23 protein-coding genes and 1 riboswitch are annotated in these 23,593 nt (G+C 76.9%); of the genes, 8 read left to right on the plus strand and 15 right to left on the minus strand.

What is annotated here, in order from left to right; genetic code table 11:
- Nucleotides 1-17: 17 nt before the first annotated feature.
- On the minus strand, nucleotides 18-833 hold the full coding sequence (locus CHB98_RS04870) for a 3-oxoacyl-ACP reductase family protein (protein WP_089304469.1): 816 nt from the start codon (nucleotides 831-833) through the stop codon (nucleotides 18-20).
- A gap of 581 nt (nucleotides 834-1,414) precedes the next feature.
- Here CHB98_RS04870 and CHB98_RS04875 point away from each other — a divergent pair.
- On the plus strand, nucleotides 1,415-1,750 hold the full coding sequence (locus tag CHB98_RS04875) for a WhiB family transcriptional regulator (RefSeq protein WP_089304470.1): 336 nt from the start codon (nucleotides 1,415-1,417) through the stop codon (nucleotides 1,748-1,750).
- Nucleotides 1,751-1,767: 17 nt separating this feature from the next.
- Here CHB98_RS04875 and CHB98_RS04880 read toward each other — a convergent pair whose 3' ends face one another.
- On the minus strand, nucleotides 1,768-2,253 hold the full coding sequence (locus tag CHB98_RS04880; protein ID WP_089304471.1) for an acyl-CoA thioesterase: 486 nt from the start codon (nucleotides 2,251-2,253) through the stop codon (nucleotides 1,768-1,770).
- A gap of 326 nt (nucleotides 2,254-2,579) precedes the next feature.
- On the opposite strand from CHB98_RS04880, the gene CHB98_RS04885 reads away from it, so the two are divergent.
- Both CHB98_RS04885 and CHB98_RS04890 read left to right on the plus strand, forming a co-directional pair.
- The gene (locus CHB98_RS04885) at nucleotides 2,580-2,969 is read left to right on the plus strand and encodes a universal stress protein (RefSeq protein WP_089304472.1); all 390 of its coding nucleotides are present in this window, start codon (nucleotides 2,580-2,582) and stop codon (nucleotides 2,967-2,969) included.
- 93 nt (nucleotides 2,970-3,062) lie between these two features.
- Nucleotides 3,063-3,323, plus strand: coding sequence for a hypothetical protein (locus CHB98_RS04890; protein WP_089304473.1), 261 nt, complete (start codon nucleotides 3,063-3,065; stop codon nucleotides 3,321-3,323).
- An 8-nt stretch (nucleotides 3,324-3,331) separates the two neighbouring features.
- Here CHB98_RS04890 and phaZ read toward each other — a convergent pair whose 3' ends face one another.
- From phaZ to CHB98_RS04920, 6 genes are all read right to left on the minus strand, one after another.
- On the minus strand, nucleotides 3,332-4,210 hold the full coding sequence (gene phaZ, locus CHB98_RS04895) for a poly(3-hydroxyalkanoate) depolymerase (protein ID WP_089304474.1): 879 nt from the start codon (nucleotides 4,208-4,210) through the stop codon (nucleotides 3,332-3,334).
- Between the two features lie 10 nt (nucleotides 4,211-4,220).
- A complete protein-coding gene (locus CHB98_RS04900; RefSeq protein ID WP_245820929.1) occupies nucleotides 4,221-5,483 on the minus strand; it encodes an acyl-CoA dehydrogenase family protein in 1,263 nt (420 codons plus the stop codon).
- A 28-nt stretch (nucleotides 5,484-5,511) separates the two neighbouring features.
- On the minus strand, nucleotides 5,512-7,206 hold the full coding sequence (locus CHB98_RS04905) for a PHA/PHB synthase family protein (RefSeq protein WP_089304475.1): 1,695 nt from the start codon (nucleotides 7,204-7,206) through the stop codon (nucleotides 5,512-5,514).
- A 145-nt stretch (nucleotides 7,207-7,351) separates the two neighbouring features.
- Nucleotides 7,352-9,808, minus strand: coding sequence for a polysaccharide deacetylase family protein (locus CHB98_RS04910; protein ID WP_089304476.1), 2,457 nt, complete (start codon nucleotides 9,806-9,808; stop codon nucleotides 7,352-7,354).
- A 108-nt stretch (nucleotides 9,809-9,916) separates the two neighbouring features.
- Nucleotides 9,917-11,056 (minus strand): acyl-CoA dehydrogenase family protein, encoded by a 1,140-nt coding sequence (locus CHB98_RS04915; RefSeq protein ID WP_089304477.1) that lies wholly within the window; start codon nucleotides 11,054-11,056, stop codon nucleotides 9,917-9,919.
- Nucleotides 11,057-11,080: 24 nt separating this feature from the next.
- Entirely contained in the window at nucleotides 11,081-12,784 is a 1,704-nt protein-coding gene (locus tag CHB98_RS04920) for an AMP-binding protein (RefSeq protein ID WP_089304478.1), read from the minus strand.
- 157 nt (nucleotides 12,785-12,941) lie between these two features.
- Between CHB98_RS04920 and CHB98_RS04925 the strand changes: the two genes are divergently transcribed.
- Nucleotides 12,942-13,859 (plus strand): alpha/beta fold hydrolase, encoded by a 918-nt coding sequence (locus tag CHB98_RS04925; RefSeq protein WP_089304479.1) that lies wholly within the window; start codon nucleotides 12,942-12,944, stop codon nucleotides 13,857-13,859.
- Between the two features lie 74 nt (nucleotides 13,860-13,933).
- The gene (locus CHB98_RS04930) at nucleotides 13,934-15,526 is read left to right on the plus strand and encodes an acyl-CoA synthetase (protein ID WP_089304480.1); all 1,593 of its coding nucleotides are present in this window, start codon (nucleotides 13,934-13,936) and stop codon (nucleotides 15,524-15,526) included.
- Between the two features lie 12 nt (nucleotides 15,527-15,538).
- On the opposite strand, the gene CHB98_RS04935 is transcribed toward CHB98_RS04930, so the two are convergent.
- From CHB98_RS04935 to CHB98_RS04950, 4 genes are read right to left on the minus strand one after another with little or no spacing between them, the layout of a single operon-like run.
- The gene (locus CHB98_RS04935; RefSeq protein ID WP_089304481.1) at nucleotides 15,539-15,916 is read right to left on the minus strand and encodes a hypothetical protein; all 378 of its coding nucleotides are present in this window, start codon (nucleotides 15,914-15,916) and stop codon (nucleotides 15,539-15,541) included.
- Nucleotides 15,917-15,922: 6 nt separating this feature from the next.
- Complete coding sequence (locus CHB98_RS04940) at nucleotides 15,923-16,489, minus strand: hypothetical protein (protein ID WP_089304482.1); 567 nt, start codon at nucleotides 16,487-16,489, stop codon at nucleotides 15,923-15,925.
- Nucleotides 16,486-17,112: a class I SAM-dependent methyltransferase gene (locus tag CHB98_RS04945; protein ID WP_089304483.1), complete on the minus strand. Its 627-nt coding sequence runs from the start codon at nucleotides 17,110-17,112 to the stop codon at nucleotides 16,486-16,488. Before CHB98_RS04945 ends, CHB98_RS04940 begins: the two co-directional genes overlap by 4 nt.
- 58 nt (nucleotides 17,113-17,170) lie before the next feature.
- The gene (locus CHB98_RS04950) at nucleotides 17,171-18,082 is read right to left on the minus strand and encodes a VldE C-terminal domain-containing protein (RefSeq protein WP_089304484.1); all 912 of its coding nucleotides are present in this window, start codon (nucleotides 18,080-18,082) and stop codon (nucleotides 17,171-17,173) included.
- A gap of 288 nt (nucleotides 18,083-18,370) precedes the next feature.
- Nucleotides 18,371-18,521, minus strand: a riboswitch (cyclic di-AMP (ydaO/yuaA leader).
- Between the two features lie 281 nt (nucleotides 18,522-18,802).
- On the opposite strand from CHB98_RS04950, the gene CHB98_RS21415 reads away from it, so the two are divergent.
- Nucleotides 18,803-18,955: a hypothetical protein gene (locus CHB98_RS21415; protein ID WP_179224198.1), complete on the plus strand. Its 153-nt coding sequence runs from the start codon at nucleotides 18,803-18,805 to the stop codon at nucleotides 18,953-18,955.
- A gap of 9 nt (nucleotides 18,956-18,964) precedes the next feature.
- Here the strand turns inward: CHB98_RS21415 and CHB98_RS22660 are convergent, their stop codons facing one another.
- Nucleotides 18,965-20,179, minus strand: a complete 1,215-nt coding sequence (locus CHB98_RS22660) for a LysM peptidoglycan-binding domain-containing protein (protein ID WP_218822250.1) — start codon at nucleotides 20,177-20,179, stop codon at nucleotides 18,965-18,967.
- 362 nt (nucleotides 20,180-20,541) lie between these two features.
- A complete protein-coding gene (locus CHB98_RS04970) occupies nucleotides 20,542-21,390 on the minus strand; it encodes an alpha/beta hydrolase (protein ID WP_089304486.1) in 849 nt (282 codons plus the stop codon).
- A 93-nt stretch (nucleotides 21,391-21,483) separates the two neighbouring features.
- Here CHB98_RS04970 and CHB98_RS04975 point away from each other — a divergent pair, with 93 nt between their 5' ends.
- Both CHB98_RS04975 and CHB98_RS04980 read left to right on the plus strand, forming a co-directional pair.
- Nucleotides 21,484-22,035: a DNA-directed RNA polymerase subunit alpha C-terminal domain-containing protein gene (locus CHB98_RS04975; RefSeq protein ID WP_089304487.1), complete on the plus strand. Its 552-nt coding sequence runs from the start codon at nucleotides 21,484-21,486 to the stop codon at nucleotides 22,033-22,035.
- Nucleotides 22,036-22,064: 29 nt separating this feature from the next.
- Nucleotides 22,065-23,033: an NADPH:quinone oxidoreductase family protein gene (locus CHB98_RS04980; protein ID WP_089304488.1), complete on the plus strand. Its 969-nt coding sequence runs from the start codon at nucleotides 22,065-22,067 to the stop codon at nucleotides 23,031-23,033.
- A gap of 76 nt (nucleotides 23,034-23,109) precedes the next feature.
- Here CHB98_RS04980 and CHB98_RS04985 read toward each other — a convergent pair whose 3' ends face one another.
- Entirely contained in the window at nucleotides 23,110-23,580 is a 471-nt protein-coding gene (locus tag CHB98_RS04985; RefSeq protein WP_089304489.1) for a hypothetical protein, read from the minus strand.
- Nucleotides 23,581-23,593: the final 13 nt, after the last annotated feature.

A 23,593-nucleotide genomic window follows, 5' to 3' on the forward strand; every position in this document is an offset into this window, starting at 1 on the left:
CGGTGCTGGCGGCGCGGCTACATGTCCAGGCCGCCGTTGACCCCCCACACCTGGCCGGTGATGTAGCCGGAGGCGTCGGCAGCCAGGAAGTGCACGACGCGGGCGACCTCCTCGGGCTCGCCGAGCCGGCCGATGGGGGTCTTGGCCTTGAGGCCCTCGAGCACCTTCTCGGGCACCGTGCCGAGCATGTCGGTGGCGGTGTAGCCGGGCGTCACGGCGTTGACGGTGATGCCCAGCCCGTCGGCCTTGCCGGCGCGCTGCACCTGCATCGCCGACTCCCGGGCCAGGGTCTTGGTCAGGCCCAGCAGGCCGGCCTTGGCCGACGAGTAGTTGGACTGCCCGATGCCGCCCATCTCGCCGATGACCGAGGAGATCATCACGATCCGGCCGCTGCCCCGCTCCAGCATGTGCTTGAGCGCGGCCTGGGACAGGTAGAAGGCGCCGGAGAGGTTGACGTCGATGACCCGGCGCCAGTCGTCGTCGGTCATCTTCAGCACCGTGCGGTCGACGGTGATGCCGGCGTTGTTGACCAGGATGTCCAGCCGGCCGTGCTGCTCGATGACCTCGGCGACGGTGCGCCGGCAGTCGTCGGGGTTGGCGATGTCGCCGCGGTGCACGCTCACGCTGCTGTCCGGGTAGGTCTCGGCGTACTCGGTGGCGAACGCCTCGGCGCGCTCGGTGTTGCCGCTGTAGCCGGCCGCGACGGTCGCCCCCTGGGCGGCGAAGCTGCGGCAGATCGCCGCGCCGATCCCGCGGGTGCCTCCGGTCACGAAGGCCACCCGGCCGACGAGCTTGTCACCGGTCCTGCTGGTGCGGGTCTGGGTCGCTGTCACCGGAGTCCTCCTCGGCACTGGGGAGTGCGCCTCGTTCCTGGGCCGGGCGGGCGACGACCAGGCCACCCCGTCCCGGCATCGGGTAGGGGCAGCATGGTGGGCCGGGGGCAGCACGGCAACAAGAGAACGGGACCGTCCGCGCCGGTGCGCCCCCCCGTGCCGCCGGACGGCCGGTCCGCTGCCGGGACCGGCCTCCGGCAGCGGCCCGGCGGCCGTTCCGCCCGCGTCCCGCCTCGTGGGACGGGGCGACCCACGGCCCGCCCGCAGACGGTCGGCGGACACCCGCTCCGCCGGCGCGTCCCCGCGGGGACGTCTCCCCGGGGACGCCGGCCGGTCCCCCGGTCCGGCCGCGGGACGGGCCCCGTGGGACGGCTGCGACGCGAGTGGCCCGGTCGGGCCGGCTGCCGTGCCCGGACGCGCCGGCCGGCACGGGGGAGGGACAGATGACGCCAAGACCCGGCCCGGTTTCCTTCCACCTTGTGCCAGTGCGCTCGGGGACTCGTCTCCGTAACGTCACCTGCAGCAACCAGTTCGTACCGGTCCGTCACGGCCGGTGCGCCCCCTCCCCGAGGAGCCCCCCGGTGTCCGCCTTCTCCCGCCCCCACCTCTCCCTGGTCAGCGACCACTCGCCGGCCGCCGGCCGCGACGGCTCGCCGTGGACGGACCTGTCCCCCGTCGGCGACGCCTCGTGGCGCCTGGACGCGCTGTGCGCGGAGACCGACCCGGAGGCGTTCTTCCCCGAGAAGGGCGGCTCGACCCGCGACGCCAAGCGCGTGTGCAACGGCTGCGCCGTCCGCGCGGAGTGCCTCCAGTTCGCCCTCGCCAACGACGAGCGCTTCGGCATCTGGGGCGGCCTCTCCGAGCGCGAGCGGCGCCGGCTGCGCCTGGAGCAGCGCGGCAGCCGCATCAGCGCCTGACCCGACCGCCCCTGCGGTCAGGACCCGCCGACGCCCCCGCCGTCGTCGGGCACCGCCCTCCGGATCTCCCGGGTGGCCCGGTCCACGTCGCGCCGCAGCTGGCTGCGCCGCTCGGCGGCGAGGTGCCGGCGGCGCTCCTCCGCGCTCCGCGGCTCCCAGCGGGGAACCGGGACGGGTCTGCCGTCGGGGCCGACGGCGACCATCGTGAAGTAGCAGCTGTTGGTGTGCCGGACCGTCTGGGCGACCAGGTCCTGCGTGGTGACCCGTACGCCGACCTCCATCGAGGTGCGACCGGTCCGGTTCACACTGGCGTCGAAGGTGACCAGCTCCCCGACGTGGATGGGCTCGCGGAAGACGACCTGGTCGACCGACAGCGTCACCGCGTAGGCCCGGGCCCAGCGGGTCGCGCAGGTGTAGGCCACCTGGTCGAGGTACTTGAGCAGCGTGCCGCCGTGCACGTTGCCCGCGAAGTTCGACATGTCCGGCGTCATGAGGATCGTCATCGACAGCCGCCGCCGGTCGTCTCCGGGGCCACCTGCTCCTGACGTCCCGCCCACCGCCGCGCTCCTCCGACCGACCGTGTCGCCCGCGCCGCGCGGGACCACCGACGACCCGGTGCCGCCGGACGGGCGGCGGGGGCCGCCCGCCGGGTCACGGTAGCCACCGGACGCCCTGGGCGCAGGGTCGCCGGTCGGCCGGCGTCCTCCGGTTTCCTGACCGGCCCGCTCACCGGGAGACTGGTCGCCTGGCCGCTCGGCACCACCGCCCTCGGCACCGCCGGCGCGGCCAGCGCCCCGTCCACCACCGCACCGACACCGAGGAGCCCCGTGTGACCGTCCTCGTCGCCTACGTCCCGACGCCCGAGGGGGACGCGGCCTTCTCCGCGGCCGTCGACGAGGCGGCCCGCCGCCGCGAGCGGCTGGTGCTGCTCAACACCCCGCGCGAGGGGGCACCGGTGAGCGCGGCCCTGGCCGGGGAGGACGCCGTCCGGGCCCTCACCGAGCGGGCCGCGACGTCCGGTGTCGAGCTCGAGGTGCACCAGGAGACGCACACGGGCGACACCGCCGACGCCGTCGTGCGGGTGGCCGGCGAGCTGGGCGCCTCGGTGATCGTCATCGGCCTGCGCCGCCGCTCCCCGGTCGGGAAGCTGCTCCTGGGCAGCACCGCCCAGCGGATCCTGCTCGACGCCGACCGCCCGGTGCTCGCCGTCAAGCCCTGAGCGCGCCGGACAGGGACCTGCGCCCCTGACCCGGCACCGCGGGTCCGGCGGAGACTGGCCGCGCCGGTCCGGAGCCGGGGCAGGGAGGTCGCCGTGTACGTGGGTGTCGTCCACACCATCAAGGACGCCGAGGCCTGGGACCGGCTGGCGCACGGCACCGGCACGCCGGCCCTGCCGGAGGGCCTGGAGCTGCTCGCCACCGGGCGGGCGGCCGGCTCCGACCGCGTCATCTGCCTGTGGCGCGCGCCGAGCGTGGCGCACCTGCGGGCCGCCCTCGACGGCATGACCGGCACCTTCGTGGTGGACGACTGCTTCGCGGTCTCCGGCGGACCGGCCCCCGCGGCGGTCGGCTGACCCGCCGCTCAGCGGGGGGCGGGGGTCTCGTCGCGCCGCACGCCGCGCCACCTGCTCGCGCCGGACCGGGCGGCGTCCCGGTCGAGGAACGCGGTGACCAGGTCGGCGATCTCGGCCGGGCGCTCGAGGATGAACAGGTGCCCCCCGCCACGGACGACGTGCAGCCGGGCGTCCGGGATGCGCCAGGCGAGGATCCGCCCGTTGACCAGCGGCACGATCGGGTCGTCGTCGCCGGCCAGGACCAGCGCGGGCTGCCGGACGGTGTGCAGCCACGGCATGCTGCTCCACCCGGTGACCGCGTAGAGCTGCCCGGCGTAGCCGATCGCCGACGGCGGCCGCACCCGGCCGAGGGTCGAGCGCAGCAGCCGCCGCGGGTCGGTGCGGGCCATCCCGCCGTAGATCCGCCCGGCGATCTGCAGGTAGTGCTCGGGGTCGCGGTACCGGCGCGGGGTGGCCAGCGCCAGCAGCGCCGACGGGGCGCCGGGCATGCCGCCCATCCCCGGCGCGGTGGCCGCCAGCACCAGGCGCCGGACGCGGCCGGGCGCCTGGTGGGCCAGCTGCTGGGCCACGACGCCGCCGAGGGAGACGCCGAAGACGTCGACCTCGTCCAGCCCCAGGGCGTCGAGCAGGGCGGTCACCGTCCGCGCCAGGCCGGGCATCCGGCGCGGCCGGCGGTAGGGCGTGGAGCCCCCGATGCCGGGGGCGTCGAAGCTGACCACCCGCCGCCCGCGGGCGGCCAGCTCCCGCTCGAACGGCTCGGCCAGCTCCAGGCTGGCGCCCAGGCCGGTGACCAGCAGCAGCGGGCGGCCCGTGCCGCGGACCGACGTCCGCAGCCGCACCTCGCCCAGGTCGACCGTGGAGACCTCCGCCGGGGCGGAGCGGGTCACGCGGACGCCGTCACGTGAACGCCGAGGCGCCGGTGATGTCCCGGCCGACGATCAGCGACTGGATGGTCTCGGTGCCCTCGAAGGTGTGGATGGACTCGATGTCGGCCATGTGCCGGATGACGTGGAACTCCAGCAGGATGCCGTTGCCGCCGAGCAGGTCGCGGGCCTCGGCCAGCACCTCGCGGGCGGTGCCGGTGTTGTGCGCCTTGGCCAGCCCGGCCAGCGTCGGCGCGATCCGGTCGCCCAGGGCCAGGTCGGCCAGCCGGCGGCAGTACAGCTGCATGGCGGTCACCTTGGCCAGCATGTGCACCAGTCGCTGCTGGATCAGCTGGAACTCCACCAGCGGCCGGCCGAACTGCTTGCGCCGCCCGGCGTAGGTCAGCGCGGCCTCGTACCCGGCGACGGCGTGCCCCAGGGCCATCCAGGCGCACGAGCCGCGGGTGGTGGCCAGCACCGCCCCGGTGTCCTTGAAGCTGCGCCCGCCGGGCAGCCGGTCCTCCGCCGGGACGCGCACGCCCTCGAGCTCGATCTCGGCCTGCCACACCGCGCGCAGCGAGCCCTTGCCCTCCATCCGCCGCGCCCGGTAGCCCGGCGTCCCCTTCTCCACGAGGAAGCCCTTGACCTGGCCGTCCTCGGTGTCCCGGGCCCAGACGACGACGACGTCGGCGATGCTGCCGTTACCGATCCACTTCTTGGACCCGTCGAGCACCCAGGAGTCGCCGTCGCGCCGGGCGGAGGTCTCCAGGGCGATGGAGTCCGACCCGTGGTCGGGCTCGGTGAGCGCGAACGCGCCGAGCGCCTCGCAGCGGGCCATGGGGGGCAGCCAGCGCTGCTTCTGCTCCTCGGAGCCGAGCATGGCGATCGACTTCATCGCCAGCCCCGCCTGGACGCCGAGGAAGGTGCCCAGGCTGCCGTCGCCGCGGTTGAGCTCCATGTGCACCAGCCCGGCGGACAGCGCGTCCATCGGCGGGCAGCCGTAGCCCTCGATGCCGTCGCCGACGAGCCCCGCCGCGCCCAGCTTCTCGGCCAGCTCCCGGGGGAACTCCGCGCGCTCCCAGTAGCCGTTGATGACCGGCAGCACCTCGTCCTCGACGAAGGCGCGGGTGCGCAGCAGGTGGTCCATCTGCTCGTGCGAGAGGTCCTCGCGCAGCAGGAAGTAGTCCGTCGACAGGGCGTGGCCGATGCCCTCGGCGAGCGGGTCCCCCGTGCTCGGCCCGAGCGTGTCGCCTGCGCCCTCGGCGCGCGTGTCCCTGCTGCCCTCGGTGAGTGTCACGTCCGCCCCTCCTGCGTCCGGTGCCGGCTCACGAGTCCCGCACGTAGCTGCCCGGCGCGGCCTCGCGGACACGGAACCGGGGGCTGCCGAGCTCCTCGGGCGCCGGCTTGTCCGGCCCGGAGCGCTCGCCCAGCCAGGCGGCGTGGTCCGGCCACCAGGAGCCCTTCTCGGTGCGGGCGGTGTCGGTCCAGTCCTCGGCCGGGACGGCGTTGTCGTCGGTGACCCGGAAGCTGGACTTGGGGTTGCCCGGCGGGTTGACCAGCGCGGCGATGTGCCCGTTGGTCGACTGCACGAAGCGCACCTTGCCGCCGAGCAGCTGGCTGCTGCGGTAGCAGGACTGCCACGGGCAGATGTGGTCCGCGGAGCCGGCCAGCACGTAGGAGTCCAGGGTGACCTGGCCGAGGTCGACCTCGGTGCCCAGCACGGTGACCGCCCCCGGGTGGGTCAGCAGGTTCCGCGAGGTCATGGTCACGAAGTCCGCGTGCAGCCGGGCGGTCATCCGGGTGGTGTCGGAGTTCCAGAACAGGATGTCGAACTTCGGCGGCTGCTTGCCCTGCAGGTAGTTGTTGATCCAGTAGTTCCAGATCAGGTCGTTGGGCCGCAGCCAGGCGAACACCTCGGCCAGCTTGCGCCCGTCGAGGTAGCCCTGGCGCTGCGAGGCGGCCACGGCCTCCGCGGCGGCGTCCTCGTCGATCGTCGCGCCGAGCAGGCCGGCCCGGGTCTGGTCCAGCACGGTGACCAGCAGGCTCAGGCTGGCCAGCCGCTCCTGCCGGCCGGTGGCGGCCAGCACGGCGGCGGTGATGGCCGACAGGATGCCGCCGGAGCACACGCCCATGAGGTGGACGGAGTCCTCGCCGGTGATCTCCGACACCGCGTCGATCGCCTCGATGATGGCGGTGGCGTAGGTGTCGAAGCCCCAGTCGCGGTGCCGGGCGTCGGGGTTGCGCCAGGAGATCATGAACACCTGCTGGCCCTGGCCGACCAGGTGCTCGACCATGCTGCGCCCCGGCGCGAGGTCGAGCACGTAGAACTTGTTGATCGTCGGCGGCGCGATGACCACCGGCACGCTGCGCACCGTCTTCGTCGTCGGCCGGTACTGGATGAGCTCGAACACCGGCGTCCGCAGCACCACCGACCCGGGGGTGACGGCCAGGTCCCGGCCGACCTCGTAGGCGTCCGGGTCGACCATGGTCGGCACCCGCGGGGTGCTGGCCAGGTCGCGCACCAGGTTGCGCGGGCCGCGGACGACGTTGGCGCCGGCGGTGTCGATGAACGCCTTCCACGCGACCGGGCTGACCAGGGGGTTGTTGCTCGGCGACAGCGCGTCGACGAGGTTGGTGCCCGCGAAGCGGACCCGCTCGGCGTCGGCCCACTCCAGGGGGACGTCGTGCAGCAGCCCCAGCGCGGTCTCCCCGGTGGCCAGGTAGGCCTGCACCAGCCGGCGCAGCACGGGGTTCTCCTTCCACGCCGGGTCGGCGAAGCGCTTGTCCCGGCTGGAGGGGGCCAGCTCGGAGGTGCCGGCGGCGATCTGCGCCAGCTGCCCGGCCAGCGACCGGGCCCGCGCGGCCACCCGGTCCGGTCGGCGGGCCAGCCCGCTCAGGAACCGCAGCCCGGGCTTGCCCGGGGAGAAGCGACGCACCGTGCTGCTGGCCGCCTGGGTCAGCAGCAGGTCCAGCGGCGCGGTGGCCCCGGGCACCTCGCGCGAGTCGTCGACCGATGTCATGGCCAGCTCCCTCCGGGAACGGTGTCGCTCCTCGATGACCTCCCGCCCGGTGCTGGGCACCGGGTGACGTCCGTCCGCATCATGCCCGCGCGGGCGGCAGCCATGCGCCCCGGGCACCGATCGACCGGGTCGCCGGTGGCCGCGGTCAGTCCGTGGCGGCGGCGCCGGTGGGCTGCTGCTCCGTCCCCGCGGCGCCGTCCGTCCCCGCGGGGACCCCCGACCCGACGAGGGTGCCGGCCGGGGCCGGGGGGGTGCCCTCACCCGGCGTCTCCTCGACCGGGGCGCCCCGCACCTGGGCCGGAGCCGACGTGGCCGGCTCGTCCACCGCGGCGTCCGCGGCCTGCGGCTGCGGCGCGACCCCCTCCGCGGGGTCGACGGCCACCGCGGCGGACCCGACCGCGGCGGCGGTGGTCGCCTGGGGGGCGACCGTGCCGTCCGGGCCCTGCTCCAGGACCCCGCCGGCGAACTCCTGCCGGAGGACGCCGTCGCTGCCCGCGGCAGCCGCCGACAGCGGCCGGCCGATGCCGGCGTCGCCCCCCTCGGCCCGCCACGCGGCCGCGAACCCGCCGAGGACGGGGACCGGGCCCTCCGGCGTCGTGTAGAGCACGCCGCCGGTGAACGACGTCCACGTGGTGCCGGCTGCCGCGCCGGTGTGCTGCCCGCTGGTGGGCAGGCCGAGGGCACCGCTCTCGCGGCCCAGCCGGATCCACGCGTCGCGCGCGCCGCCGCGCAGCACCTGCGCGCCCGCGGACGCGGTCCAGGCGACGCTGCCCCCCACGAAGTCCTGCACGGAGCCGGCACCCGTCGTGACGACGCCCGCCCGCGGGTGGCCCAGCACGCCGTCCTCCGCGCCGAGGGACACCCACCGGTCGCGGATCGGACCGTTCAGGACGGCCTGGGACCCGGTGGCCGGGCTCCAGTGGACGTGGCCGCCCTGGAAGGACTGCACGGCCCCCCCGCTCCCGGGGAGCGCGCGCTGCTCCCCGACCGGGTAGCCCAGCACACCGCCCGCCGCGCCCAGCGACACCCACCGGTCGTGGATCGTCCCGGGGCGCACGACGTGCGCCCCGGAGCCCGGCGACCAGTAGACGAGGCCCCGCTGGAAGGTCTGCGCGACGCCGCCACCGGGGAGGAGGCGCTCGGCGCCCGTCGGGTAGCCGAGCGAGCCGGTCTCCCGTCCGGCGCGGACCCACCTGTCCCGGATCGCGCCGCGCAGCTCCCGGGCACCGGTCGCGGGGCTCCAGTAGACCGCGCCGCGCTGGAACTGCTGGTACACGCCCCTGCCGTCGGCGGTGCGCCGCTCGCTGCCCGTCGGGTAGCCCAGGCCGCGCTCGGCACCGAGCCGGCCCCAGCGGGTCCGGATCGCGCCGCGCACCTCGTGGGCGCCCGTCGCGGGGCTCCAGTAGACCGTCCCCCGCTCGAACACGGTGAAGCGTCCGACCCCGTCCGCGGTGGCGGTCTCCCCGGACACCGGGTAGCCCAGACCGCGCTCCCGGCCTAGTTCGGCCCAGCGGCGCCGGATGCCGCCGAACACCTCCCAGGCGCCCGTCCTCGCCGTCCAGTAGATCGAGCCGCCCTGGAAGTGCTGGTACACGCCCCGCCGGTCGGCGGTGAGGGCCTCGTCGGCGACCGGCATGCCCAGGGGACCGGTGGCGTGCCCGAGCTGCTGGTGGCGCTCCCAGATGGCGCCCCGGACGGTGCGGACGCCGGTGGCTCGGCCGTGGTGGATGCTGCCGCGCTGGTACGTCGTGACCCAGCCCCGGCCGCCCGGCAGCCGGACCTCCCCGGAGACCGGGGCCCCCAGGGTCCACTCGCCGTTGGTGCGCTCGTAGTGGTCGGAGATCCACGTCCCCGACCACCGTCCGGTCACGTCGGTGAAGTAGTACCCGTGCCGCCGGTAGTGGTCGATGATCGGCTGGACGGCGTCGACGGTGTTCTGCCGGAAGCCGCCGTCGGAGCCGTCGTGCATCAGGACGTCGGCGTGGTCGTGCCACGGCACGGTGGCCCGCGCGACGAGCTGCTGCCGGAACCCCGCCGAGCGGTGCCCCGGCGTGTCGTAGTCCGCGGTGTCGTGCGTCCAGTTGGCCACGTTCATCCCCCGCTCGCGGGCCACGGACAGCGTGACGTCGGAGGCCTGGCCGTAGGGCGCGCGGAACGAGCACGGCGTGACGCCCGTGGTCCGGCGGATGACCTCCGTGGTGCGGTCCATCTGCCAGGCCTGGTCCTGCCGGGACGACCCCGCGAAGTGGGGGTGGTCCCAGGAGTGGTTGCCGATGGTGTGCCCCTCCGCGGCGATCCGCCGGGCGAGCTCCGGGAACCTCTCGACCTGGGCCCCGACCAGGTAGAACGTGGCCTTGACCCGGTTCCGGCGCAGGACGTCCAGCACCTGCGGCGTCCACCGGGGGCTGGGGCCGTCGTCGAAGGTGAGCGCCACCGTCCGCGGGGCGGTGGCCGGCGTGCCGGTCAGGACGTGGTCGTACGTCGGCCCGCAGGGGGCGGTCCGAGGAGCGGCGGCGGCAGCCGAGGGGACGGCCACCACTGACCCGGCCAGGACGGCGAGCACCAGGGTGCGGACGGCCCCGGAGGGCTTCCTGGGGTTCATGCGGCCTCCTGTGGTGAGGGTGACTTCCTACACCGACAGTGCCTGTTCAGTTCCCCAGCGTTGCCGTGTCCCGCGTGTCGTCGATCGCCGCACGCCCGGCAGGCGGACTCAGCGGGCGAGGGAGCGGCTGATCACCAGCCGCTGGATCTGGTTGGTGCCCTCGAAGATCTGCATGACCTTGGCCTCGCGCATGTACCGCTCCACCGGGAAGTCGCGGGTGTAGCCGTAGCCGCCGAGCACCTGGACGGCGTCGGTGGTCACCCGCATCGCGGCGTCGGTGGCGACCAGCTTGGCCACGCTGGCCTGCCGGCCGTAGGGGCGCCCGGCGTCCCGGCGGCGGGCGGCGTCGAGGTAGGTGGCCCGGGAGGTGTCGACGGCGGCGGCCATGTCGGCGAGCAGGAAGCCCAGCCCCTGGTGGTCGATGATCCGGCGGCCGAAGGTGCTGCGCTCGTGGGCGTAGTCGACGGCGGTGTCCAGCGCGGCCTGGGCCAGCCCGGTGGCCACCGCGGCGATGCCGAGCCGGCCGGAGTCCAGCGCGGAGAACGCGATGGACAGCCCCTGGCCCTCCGCGCCGAGCAGCCGGTCGGCCTCCAGCAGCGCGCCGTCCCAGTTGGCCATCGCGGTGGGGATCGCGGACAGGCCCATCTTGTCCTCGGGCCGGCCGAAGGACAGCCCGTCGACGTGGCCGGGTGCCAGGAAGCAGGAGATGCCGCGGGAGCCCTCGCCGGTGCGGGCGAACAGCGCGTAGAAGTCCGCCCTGCCCGCGTGGGTGATCCAGGACTTGGTGCCGGTCACCCGGTAGCCGCCCTCGGTGCGCTCGGCCCGGCAGGCCAGCGCGGCGGCGTCGGACCCGGCCTGCGGCTCGGACAGCGAGTACCCGCCGACCACCTCCCCGGCCAGCATCGCGGGCAGCCAGCGCTCCCGCTGGGCGTCCGTGCCGAACGCGGCCAGCGGGTGGCAGGCCAGCCCGTGCACCGACACCGCGACCGCCACCGCCGCCCAGCGGGCGCCGAACTCCTCCAGCACCTGCAGGTACACCTCGTAGGGCTGCCCGCCGCCGCCGAGCTCCTCGGGGTAGGGCAGGCCGAGCAGGCCGAGCTCGCCGAGGGTCGCGAACAGGCCCTCGGGGTAGGTCTCGGCGCGCTCGTGCTCGTCCACCCGCGGGGCCAGCTCCTTGTCCGCGACGTCGCGGGCGAGGGCGAGCAGGTCGTGCGCCTCCTCGCTGGGCAGCAGGCGGTCGACGGTCACGGCGGGTCCTCCGGGGGTCGCAGGTCAGCTCTTGAGCTCGGGGAACTGGTCGTCGCGCCACTCCACGCCGGGGCGGGTGCCGCCGGCGGCCAGCTGCTCCTCGCGGGCCCGCAGCTCGACCCGCCGGATCTTCCCCGAGACGGTCTTGGGCAGCTCGGCGAACTCGATCCGACGCACGCGCTGGTAGGGGTTCAGGTGCGCGCGGGCGTGCCGCAGGATGGACAGCGCCGTCTCCTCCGTCGCCTCGTGCCCGGCCACCAGCGTGACATAGGCCTTGGGCACCGCCAGCCGCAGCGGGTCCGGCGCCGGGACGACGGCGGCCTCGGCGACCGCCGGGTGCTCGATGAGCACCGACTCCAGTTCGAACGGGCTGATCTTGTAGTCGCTGGCCTTGAAGACGTCGTCGGTGCGGCCGATGTAGGTGATGTAGCCGTCGGCGTCCACGCTGGCGACGTCCCCGGTGTGGTAGTAGCCGCCGGCCTTGGCCTCGGTGTCCCGCTCGGGGTCGCCCCGGTAGCCGGTCATCAGCGGGAGCGGGCGCTCCGCGAGGTCCAGGCAGATCTCCCCCTCGCCGGGCCCCTCGACCGGCCGGCCGCCGACCGGGTCGACCAGCACCACGGGCACCCCGGGCAGCGGGCGGCCCATCGACCCCGGCACGACGCGCGACCCCGGGGTGTTGCCGACCTGGGCGGTGGTCTCGGTCTGCCCGTAGCCGTCGCGGACGGTCAGCCCCCAGGCGCGGCGGACCTGCTCGATGACCTCCGGGTTGAGCGGCTCGCCGGCCGCGAGGACCTCGCGCAGCGTGCCCGGCCCGGCGGACAGGTCGGCGTTGACCAGCATCCGCCACACCGTGGGCGGGGCGCAGAAGGAGGTGACGCCGTGGGTGCGGAGCAGGCCGAGCAGCACGGCGGGGTCGAAGCGCCGGTAGTCGTGGACGACGGCGGTCGCCTCGGCGGTCCACGGGGCGAAGAAGCAGGACCAGGCGTGCTTGGCCCAGCCGGGCGAGGAGATGTTGAGGTGCACGTCCCCGGGCTGCAGGCCCAGCCAGTACACCGTGGACAGGTGCCCGACCGGGTAGGAGACCTGGGTGTGCTCCACGAGCTTGGGCCGCGACGTCGTCCCGGAGGTGAAGTACAGCAGCAGCGGGTCGCCGGGCGCGGTGCCCGGGTGCGGCACGGGCGCGTGCTCGAGGTCGGCGGCCGCGCGCAGGTCGGCCCACCCCGGCGCCTCGCCGACGCTGATCCGCGCGTAGTCGCCGGCGACGCCGTCGAAGCGGCCGACGTCGGAGGCGTTGCAGACGACGTGCCGGGCCCCGGTCCGGGCGATCCGGTCGGCCAGGTCGGCCGGCCCGAGGGCGGTGGTGGCCGGCATGATCACCGCGCCGAGCTTCATCACCGCCAGCATCGACTCCCACAGCTCGACCTGGTTGCCCAGCATGAGCAGCACCGGGTCGCCGCGGCGCACGCCGCGGCCGGCCAGCCAGGCGGCCAGCCGGTCGGAGGCCCGGGACAGCTCCGCGTAGCTGCGCCGGGTCGCCGTCCCGTCCTCCCCCACCACCACCAGGGCCGGGCGGTCGCTGTCCCGGGCCACCGCGTCGAACCAGTCGACCGCCCAGTTGAACCGCTCCCCCAGCTCCGGCCAGCGGAACTCCGCCACCGCCCGGGGGTGGTCGCCGCGCAGCGCCAGCAGCTGGTCCCGGGCGGCCCGGTAGGCCTCGGTGACGTCCATCCGGTGGTCTCCCTCCTCGGCGGCCCGGCACCGGCGCGGCGGCGCCGTCGCGTGACCCCCGCCACTGTGCCCCGCGGGGCCGACCGGGCGCCAGCGACCCTCCGCTGCAGGTCACGGCGGTGGGCGCCGGCCGGGGTGCCGACGTATCGTCCGCCAGGTGACCGGGGACGGCGTCGACGCGGCCGGGCCGGGGCTGTCCGCCGCGGCCCCGCCCGCCGTCCCGTGGCCGCCGGAGTACTCCCGGGTCCGGGTCGGCCCGGCCAGCGTGCGGGTGGCGGTGGCCGGCGAGGGGCCGCCGCTGCTGCTGCTCAACGGCATCGGCGCCAACATCGAGATGTGGGAGCCGGCGGTGCGCCGGCTGCCCGGCCGGCAGCTGGTGATGCTCGACGTCCCGGGCACCGGCGGGTCCCCGGCCCTGCGCAGTGGGCTGCGGATGTCGGGCTACGGGCGGCTGGTGACCGGGGTGCTCGACGCGCTGGGGCACGTCCGGGTGGACGTGCTCGGCTACTCGTGGGGCGGCGCGCTGGCCCAGCAGGTGGCCCACCAGGCGCCGGCGCGGGTGCGCAACCTGGTGCTGGCCGCGACCACCCCCGGCCTGGGCGGGCAGCCGCCGGCGCCGTGGGTGCTGGCGATGATGGCCTCCCCGACGCGGTACTACTCGCGCCGCTACCTGCGGCTGACCGCGCCGCTGCTGTTCGGCAGCGACCCGCGGGCCGCCGCCGACTCCGCCCACGGCGAGGCGCGGCTGCGCCGTCCGCCGAGCCTGCTCGGCTACACCCAGCAGCTGTACGCCATCTCCGGCTGGTCCAGCCGCTGGTGGCTGGACCGGGTGCAGCACCCGACCCTGGTCATCGGCGCACGGCGGGACCCGCTGGCGCCGCCGCGCAACGCGCGGATCATGGCGACCGCGCTGCCGCACGCCCAGCTGCGGATGGTCGACGGCGGGCACCTGTTCCTCTTCGAGGACCCGGAGGCCGGCTGCGCCCTGGTCGAGCAGTTCCTGCGGCGGCAGGAGGACGAGCTGGCCGGCGCGCGCGGGCCGCGCCGGGCCGAGGGCGTCCGGCGCGGGACGTAGCCGGCGGCCCCCGGCGGGGCGGGGCGCACTACCTTTGTGCGCCGGCTCACCCACCGCCGCACCAGGAGCACCCCGTGTTCGACGAGGCACTGACCCAGACCGTCGCCCGGGCCCGCGGGCACGCCCTCGGCGACCTGCTGCGGCGCTCGGCGGCCCGTGTCCCGGACCGGACGGCGCTGCGCTTCCGCGACCGGTCGCACACCTACGCCGAGCTGGACGCCGCCGTGGACCGGACCGCCAACGCGCTCACCGCGCGCGGGGTGGCGCGCGGCGACCGGGTGGCCCTGCTGTCGCACAACGACGACGGGTACGTGGTGCTCACCTTCGCCCTGGCCCGACTGGGCGCCGTCGCCGTCCCGGTGAACTTCATGCTGACCGCCGGCGAGGTGGCCTACATCCTCGAGCACTGCGGGGCGACCGGCGTCGTCGCGGAGGCGGCGCTGGTGCCGGTGGCGCAGGAGGCGCTGCGGCTGGCCGGGCGGGAGGAGGCCGTCGCCGTCCGAGGGGTCCTCGGCGGCGGGCCGGACGGCGGGCCCGCGGGCTGGGAGGCGTACGAGACCTGGGCGGCGCACCCGGACGGCGCACCGCCGGAGGTGGACGTGGCCGACGACGACGTGCTGCAGCTGATGTACACCAGCGGCACCGAGTCCCGGCCCAAGGGCGTGATGATGACCAGCCGCAGCCTGGTCACCCAGTACGTCAGCTGCATCGTCGACGGCCGGTACGCCGCCGACGACGTCGCCCTGCACGCGCTGCCGCTGTTCCACGTCGCCGCCCAGCACGTGTTCCTCGTGCCCAACCTCTACCTGGGCGGCACGAACGTGGTGCTGGACGGGCCGGACCCGGCCACCGTGCTGGCGACCGTGGAGCGGGAGCGGATCACCAGCCTGTTCTGCCCGCCGACGGTGTGGATCGGCCTGCTGCGGCACCCCGACTTCGACCGCCGGGACCTGTCCTCGCTGGCCAAGGGCTACTACGGCGCGTCCATCATGCCGGTGGCCACCGTGGAGGAGCTGAGCCGCCGGCTGCCCGGGATGGCGCTGTTCAACTGCTACGGGCAGACCGAGATGTCCGCGCTGGCGCTGGTGCTCTCCCCGGAGGACCAGCTGCGCAAGCTCGGCTCGGCCGGCACCCCGGCGCTGAACAGCCAGACCCGCCTGGTCGACGACCTCGACCGCCCGGTCGGCCCCGGCGTCGAGGGCGAGATCGTGCACCGCAGCCCGCACGCCACCGTCGGCTACTGGAACGACCCGGCGAAGACCGCGGAGGCCTTCCGCGGCGGCTGGTTCCACAGCGGCGACCTGGGCGTGATGGACGAGGACGGCTACATCACCGTCGTCGACCGCAAGAAGGACGTGATCAAGACCGGCGGGGAGAACGTGGCCAGCCGGGAGGTGGAGGAGGTGCTCTACCAGCACCCGGCGGTCGCGGAGACCGCCGTCTTCGGCATCCCGCACCCCCGGTGGATCGAGGCGGTCGCCGCCGTCGTCGTCCCCCGGGACGGGCAGCGGGTGGACCCCGACGAGCTGGTCGGCTTCTGCCGGGAGCGGCTGGCCGGCTACAAGACGCCGCGGTACGTCGCCGTCGTCGACGGGCTGCCGAAGAACGCCAGCGGCAAGATCCTCAAGCGCGAGCTGCGCACCACCTTCGCGCACCTGGCCGGCTGACCGGCCCGGGGGTCAGCGGCGGTGCCAGCGGACCGCCCCGGCCGCGGCGGTGCCCAGCACCACGAGCGAGGTGACGGCGCTGCGCGGCGCCACCTCGCCGCCGCGGCGGGCGGCGAGCACGGCCGCGGCGTCCAGGGCGGTCAGCAGCAGCGTCACCTCGGTGGTGCGGCGGGCCTGCGGGGCGGGGGTCACGAGCAGCGCCGCCCCCATCGCGATGTTGCGCGCGGCGGCCAGGCGCACCAGCAGCGGGAGGAGGACGTCGGTCCGCGTCGCCCGCTCCGCGGCCCCGAGCAGCCGGGGCAGCGCCCGCGGGGCGAACAGCGCCGCGGTCCCGACCCAGATCGACAGCGTCCCGACGGTCTTGCGGGTGACGTCCCAGTCCCTGGCCATGGCCGGTCACTGCCCGCCCGGGCGCGCGGCGAACCGGTCGCCCGCCGCGACGACCAGCACGAACGCCAGGAAGGGCAGGGTGACCACGCTGGCCACCACGTCGCTGGCGGTGGCGACGGCGAAGGCCCCGGCGCCCGGGGAGCCCAGCGGCCCCAGCACGCCGTCCGCGCCGAGGGCGGCCACCGACGCCGGCACGGTGAGCAGCGCGGACACCACCCCCCCGAGCACCACGCCCGCGGCGACCGCGGCCGGCGCCCGCCGCAGCGCCCCCCCGGCCAGCGCGGTCCCGCGGCGCAGCGCCCCGGACCAGGACGGCGCCCCGCGCGCGGCCAGGCCGGCCACCGCGCCGGTCACCCACAGCTGGGCGAGCAGGCCGGTCGCGAACCCCACGGCGTCGACGGCGAGCGCGGCGCCCACCCGCGGGTCGTCGAGGACCAGCAGCTGCCGGGCGACGTCGGGCACGCTGTTGACCAACGTGGCGGCCAGCGCGGCCAGGTAGGCCGGGCGCCGGTGCCGGGCCAGCAGCGCCAGGGCCGCGCGGACGGTGGCGCCCGGGGGGTGCCCGGCGCTCACGGCCGGGTCGCGACCAGCGCCGTCCAGCAGCCGGCCAGCCGGGTCTCCTGGTCGGTCACGGTGAGCCCGGCCGCCCGGCAGGCCTCCGCCAGGCCGTCCGGCGTCGGCCGGTCGCCGTCGGCGGGGTGGTGGGAGACCGCGCGCAGCGGGCGGCTGTCCACGATGCGAGCCGTCATCTCGCAGGAGTAGAACCGCCCGCCCGGGCGCAGCACGCGAGCGGCCTCCCGGACGGCGGCCCGCCACGCCGGGCTGTGGTGCAGCACGTGGTGGGCGAACACCGCGTCGTAGGACGCCGACGCCGCGGCCAGCGCGGTCGCGTCGCCCTCCTGCACGTCGACCCGGTCGCCCAGGTCGCGCAGCGCGGCCCGGCAGGCCGCCACGCTCGCCGGGAACCGCTCCACGCCGTCGGCGCGCCCGGCGCCGAAGACCTCCAGCGCCAGGCGCAGGCCGGTGCCGCGGCGCCCGGTGCCCAGCTCCAGCACCCGCCCGCCGGTCACCGGCCCGCCCAGCCGCAGCAGGACGGGCGCCTCGACACGGCGCTGCACCAGCGCCCGGACGCGGGAGTCGACCCAGAGCCGGTTGGCGTCGACGAGGGTCGGCGGGACGGGGCGGCTGCTCGGCACCCTGCCCTCCTGCCCCGGCCGGACCCGCCGTAACCGGGCTGGCCGGGGACCGGGCGGATCAGCCGAGGTAGTTCACGTGCGGGTGGTCCATGTGGTTGGCCGTGGCGCTGCCGCGGTCGGCCATCGCCTTCCACGCGCCGGTCGGCGAGGACAGCATCCGCTGCTCCCAGATGACGTAGTCCACGCCGAGCTCGTCCCAGTGCTCGACGTGGTAGGCGACGATCGCGTCCCCGAGCGCGGAGTTCGAGCCGACCATGTAGTCCAGCGCCAGGCCCGAGGGGTGACCGCCCGGGTCGGCCGCGCTGGCGCGGGTGCCGCCGAGGGTGATCCCGGCCGCGCCGGGCACGTTGCTCACCACCGCGTTCGCGGCGGCCTGCACGACCGGCTTGACCGGCCCGGCGTTGTTGGTGATCTCCGCGACCGCGCCGGACGCCGCCGGTGCCGCGGCCCGCGCGGCGGCCGGCGCGGGTGCGGCCGCGGACGGGGCCGCCGCCCGGCTCTGCTCGGCGGCGGCCTGGGCGGCCTGCGCGGCCTGCGCCGCCTGCGCGGCCTGGGCCTCGGCGGCGGCGCGGGCGGCGGCCTCCGCGGCGGCCGCGGCCTCGGCGGCCGCGCGCGCCTCGGCCTCGCGGCGGTCCAGCTCGGCCCGGTCGGCGGCGGCCTGGACCTGCTGGGCGGCGGTCTCGGCGGCCTCGCGGCTGCTGCGGCTGGCCGCGAGGTCCTGCAGCGGCTGCAGCTCCTGCACCGCGTCGACGGGGGCCGGCGCGCCGGTCAGCCCCAGCGCCCGGGCGACGCTGACCGTCTCCGCGGGGGCGGGGCGGGCGGCCTCGGCCTGTGCCGCCGGCTCGGCGCCGAGGACGACGCCGACCAGGACGGCGCCCGCGGTGGCCATCCCCAGGTAGACGGCGGGGCGGCGGACGGGTGCGGGCGGGCGGCGGGCGGCGCGGCCGGGGGGCGGGGTGCGTCGGTCCATGGGGGTGCGGGTTCTCCGGGGGTCGGGCGCCGCGGCGCCGTGCGGGCGCACGGGAGCTGCGGGCAGCGGGGACCGCGGCCGGGCGGGGACGCCGGGGCGCGCCGGGGGGCAGCGGCGGGGTGCCGGTCGAGCCGGGGTGCTCGGACCCGGGGCGCGGCGCGCCGGCCGCGGGCGGCGGCGGGCGGTCGGGCGCGGGCGGTCGGGTGCGCGAGGTCAGGTGCGGTCGGGCACCCGGGTGCGCAGCCGGTGGGGTGGTGCAGGGCAGCGGCACGCCATCCGGCGGCTCTCCGTTTCTCCCGATGGCCGCCTACCGGGTTAGCTGACGGGTTCGGGCGGGAAGCGGCCCTACCCCTCCCGGACACGGGTCCAGGAGCGGATTCACCCCAGTGCTGCGGTGGGTCCCCGGCTCGCCCGGAGGGCGACTCGGCGGCGTCCGCTCGGGCCTCCTGGTGGAGGTGACGACCGACCGGACCGGGCCACCATAAGGGCGTCACCCGACCGTGACAATCCGCCGCCGACCCGCCGTGACCAGGGACACGTCGCCGCACCCCGCCGGGGACGGCGGGGGTGCGGGCGACGGGAGCTGGCGGGCGGGGCTGCGCCCGGGTCGACTCCCAGGGCCCCGCCCGCAGGGAGCATGCGGCGGACCGGCCGGTCCCGCAACCGGTGGACGTGCGCCCCCGGGCGGTTCCCCGGGCCCGGGCCGGGCACTGGGCACCCATGACCGAGACCGACCCGCGCGACCCGGACACCCTGTACGCCGAGGGGCCGGTCGAGCCGGAGCCACCCGCCGACGACGTGCCCGAGACCTCGCCGCTGCGGGACTCCGGGGGCACCGGCCCGGGACCGGACGACCTCGACCGGCTGCTCTGAGCGTCGGGCTCAGCCCAGGTAGTTCACGTGCGGGTGGTCCATGTGGTTGGCCGTCGGGCTGCCGCGGTCGGCCATCGCCTTCCACGCGCCGGTCGGCGAGGACAGGATCTGCTGCTCCCAGATGACGTAGTCCACGCCGAGCTCCTCCCAGTGCTCGACGTGGAAGGCGACGATCGCGTCACCGAGGGCGGCGTCGGAGCCGACCATGTAGTCCAGCGCCAGGCCGGCCGGGTGGCCGTTCGGGTCGGTGGCGCTGGCCCGGGTACCGCCGATGGGGATGAGGCTGGCGCCGCGCACCTCGCTGACCACGCGGTCCGCGGCGGCCTGCACCTGCGGCCGGACCGGGCCGGCGGAGTTGGTGATGATCGCGGTGGCCGTGGGCGCCGCGGCGGGCGCAGCGGCCGGGGCCACAGCAGGGGCGACAGCCGGGGCCGCGGCGGGCGCCGCGACGACGGCCGCGGTGGCACCGGCCGGGGCGGCGGCCTGCTGGGCGGCCGGGGTGGACGTCCCGGTGCTCCGCCAGCCACCGGTGCCCGTGCCGGCGTCCCGCCAGCCGCCGGAGGCGTGCCGGCCCCGGGTGTCCGCCGCGTCGTCGGACCCGGCGGTGCGCAGCACCTGGCCCGGCCGGATGCGGTCGGGGTCGGCGCCGATGACGGCTGCGTTGCGCTGGTAGAGCTCCCGCCACGACTGGCCGTGGGCGGCCGCGATGCGCGCCACCGTGTCACCGCGCGCGACGGTGTAGTCGGCCTCGTCGGCGGCGGCCGTGGTGGCGGCGTCGGTGGCGGCGTCGGTGGCGGCGTCGGGGGCGGCCGGGGCCGCGGCGGCGGCCGCCGGCGCCCCGGCGGCGGCCGGGGTGGTGCCGTCGGCCAGCTGCGCACCGCAGGTCGGCCAGGCCCCGATGCCCTGGCCGACCAGGACCTTCTCCGCGATCTCGATCTGCTGCGCGGGGGTCGCCAGGTCCGCGCGGGGCGCCAGCGCGGTGCCCCCGAAGGCGGCCCAGGTGGACTGGCTGAACTGCAGCCCGCCGTAGTAGCCGTTGCCGGTGTTGATGCTCCAGTCGCCGCCGGACTCGCACTGGGCCACGCCGGTCCAGTCGTGGGTGGCGGCGGCCTGGGCCGGGGAGCCGAGGACGCCGATGCCGACGACGGTGGCGCCGGCGGCCACGGGCGCCTTGGCGAGGACCTGGCGGGTGCGGACGTAGCGGGGTGCGCGGTGCTTGGGCATGGGTTCTCCGATCACCGCCGGCGAGGTGAGCTGTCGGGTTCGGGCGATCGGTGCCCGGCCGCGGTCCGCGGCTCCACCCCGAGGCGGCCTGCGCGCCCGGGTGCTGCCCGGGTGCGGAGCGCGCCGTGGTCGTGGGTCCCCCACCCCTGCCCTCGGGAAGTGGGTAGGCGGCCGGTGGGCAGGGTTTGGCGGTCCGGCGCCGCGTCCTCTCGTTTAGCTGAACGCACACGAAACGCTACTGCCAGTGATGTGAACTGTCGCCGTGACGGCCGTCACATCTCGTCGCCGGGACGGCGGGTCGCAGGTCGGCACGGCGTGTCCGGGGGCGGCGGGCGCCCCACCCGTCACACCCGTCCCACCGGTCAGTCGGTCGTGCGGTGCGCCTCCAGCCAGGCGACGACCTCGCCCAGGACCTGGTCGCGCTCGGGCTCGTTGTGCGGCTCGTGGAAGAGGCCGGGGTAGGTGCGCACCGTGAGATCCGGCGAGCCGGCGTGCGCGCGCACCACCTCGCTGGCCGCCGGCGGCACCAGCCGGTCGGCGGTGCCGTGCAGCACGAGCAGCGGCAGGGTCAGCGCGGGCAGCCGGCGCGGCATGGCCAGCGCGGTGGCCATGAGCTCCGCGCCGGTGCGGGCGACCATCTTCCCGGCGTGGTTGAGCGGGTCGGTGCGGTAGGCGCGCACCACCTCCGGGTCCCGGCTGATCGCGTCGGCGTCCAGCTGCAGCACGCCCAGGCCGGGGAGCAGGCGGGACAGCAGCGGCACCACGGCGCGCTGGACCGGGCTCGCGGCACTGGTGTCCAGCGCCGCCGCGGACAGCACCGCGCCGGCGACCCGGGCGTCCGGCGTCCCGGTCAGGTACTGCAGCGCGATCAGCCCGCCCAGGCTGTGCCCGTAGACGAACAGCGGGACGCCGGGGTGCTGCTCCCCCGCGTGCCGCACCAGCTCGGCGGCCCCCGCGACGGTGGCGGCCATGCTGCCGATGTCGCCGCGGCGGCCCGGGGAGCGGCCGTGCCCGGGGTGGTCGGCGGCGTGCACCGCGTACCCGGCGCCGGCCAGCCGCCCGGCGACGTGGGCGTACCGGCCGCCGTGCTCGTGCGCGCCGTGCACCAGGACGACGGCGCCCACCGGGTCCGCGACCGTCCAGGCCTGGCGGTACTGGCCGGAGGCCAGCGTGCCCTCGGCGTGCGCGGGCTGGGGACGGGCGGCGGTCATCGGCGGGCCTCCGGGTCGGGTGCGGTGCCCTGCGCATCCTGCAGCAGGGGCCTGGGCCGGTGCCCTCCGGCGGCGCGTCCTAGGTTGGACGCCATGCCGACCACGTCGCCGGGCACCGGGCCCGGGGGGACCATCAGCGAGCTGGGCCTGCCCACGCGCGCGGTGACCGCGCTGACCCGGGCCGGGATCACCACGACCGCGCAGCTGGCCGCCCTGACCCGGGCGGAGCTGGCCGCGGTGGACGGGCTGGGGCCGGGCAGCGTGGCCGCGATCCGGCGCGTCGTCCCCGAGCCGCCCGGCCGCCTGCCCGCGGCACCGCCGCTGCCGGAGGAGGAGCGGGAGTCCCCGGCGGCGCCGGCCATCCCGTCCTTCGCGTCGCTGCGCTCCCCCCGCCGCCGGACGGCGGTCGACCTGATCGTCCCGGCCACGCCGCCCCCGCAGGACCCCCCGTCCCAGGCACCCCGGCCCGACGCACCCTGGCCCGACGCACCCCGGCCCGCGGCGCCCCGTCCCCCGGACTACGCGGACCTGTGGCGCCTCGGCGTCCGGGTGGGGTCGGCCGTCGCGACCCTGCCGCTGCGGCTGACGCTGCACGTCGTGCGGGCACCGGCGCGCCGGCTGCGGCAGCTGCTCACCCGGCCCTGACCCCCGCCCCCACCGCTGCAGGAGGACCCGTGCGCGCCGCCCAGATCGCCAGCCTCGACGGCCCCTCGGCCATCTCCGTCGTCGACGTCCCCGAGCCCACCGGCGCCGACGGCGAGGTGCTGGTCGACGTGCACGTCGCCGGCGTGACCTTCCCCGAGGTGCTGCTCAGCCGCGGCCAGTACCAGCTCAAGCCGCAGCTGCCGTTCGTACCGGGCAGCGAGGTCGCCGGGACGGTGCGCAGCGCCCCGGAGGGCAGCGGCCTGCGCCCCGGCCAGCGGGTGGCGGCCTTCCCCGGCTTCGGCGGGTTCGCCGAGGCGGTGGCCGTCGACCCCGGCCTCGTCTTCCCGCTCCCCGACGGCCTCTCCCTCGAGCAGGGCGCGGCGCTGCCGATGAACTACCTGACCATGCACTTCGCGCTGGCCCGCCGCGGCCGGCTGCAGCCGGGCGAGACCGTGCTGGTGCACGGCGCCGCCGGCGGCCTGGGGACGGCGGGCGTCCAGCTGGCCAAGGCGTACGGCGCCCGGGTGCTCGCGGTGGTGTCCGGCGAGGCCAAGGGCGAGGCGGCGCGGGCCGCCGGCGCCGACGAGGTCGTGCTCGCCGACGGCTTCCTGCAGCGGGTCCGGGAGCTCACCGGGGGCCGCGGCGTGGACGTGGTGGCCGACCCGGTGGGTGGGGACCGGTTCACCGACTCGCTGCGCAGCCTGGCCCGCGAGGGGCGGCTGCTGGTGCTCGGCTTCACCGGGGGGGAGATCCCCACGGTCCGGGTGAACCGGCTGCTGCTGAACAACGTCTCGGTGGTCGGCGTCGGCTGGGGCGCCTTCTGGTCCGGCGAGCCCGGGTACGTGCAGGAGCAGTGGCGGGACCTGGCGCCGCTGCTGGAGCGGGGCGCGCTGCAGCCGGTGCTCGGCTCGGTGCACGACCTCGCCGACGCCGCCGCGGCGGTCACCGAGCTCGACGAGCGCCGCGCCACCGGCAAGGTGCTGATCCGCGTCCGCTGACGGAGGACCCCGCTGCCCCCGCCGCTCGCACACTCGCGGCGGGACCCTGCAGCGGGGCCACCGGGGTGGCCGCGGGTCAGTCGGTGGGCGGGGCGGGCCGGGCCTCCTCGGTGGGCACGGCCTCCCCGGTCGGGGCGACGCTCCCGGTGGGCAGCGCACCGGTCGCCTCGCACTGGGCCGTGCCGTCCTGGAGACGCTGCTGCAGCGGCTGCAGCCGGCGGACCACCTCGTCGAGCCGGGCCGCGTCCAGGGCCGCCGCCGCGGCACCCAGGTCGTCGGCGGTCGCCGCGATGTCCTGCGCGGCGTTGATCGCCCGCAGGCACGCGGTGTTCAGCTCGACGCCGCCGGTCGTCGCGTCCGGACCCGCCGGTGCGGCCGTCCCGGGCGCCGTCGCCTCCCGCGCGGTCGGCGCGGGCGGGTCCTGACCCAGCAGCCCCAGCAGCAGCACGCCGCAGAGCAGGCCGACGACGAAGGTCCCGGTGGCCAGCCAGCGCTCCCAGCCGCGGTCCCGCCGGCCCCCCTGCTCCCGGGGACGGGGTCGTGTCATCGGTCGTCCTCCC

Origin of the sequence: Geodermatophilus pulveris (assembly GCF_900188375.1) — a bacterium.
Taxonomy (GTDB): domain Bacteria; phylum Actinomycetota; class Actinomycetes; order Mycobacteriales; family Geodermatophilaceae; genus Geodermatophilus; species Geodermatophilus pulveris.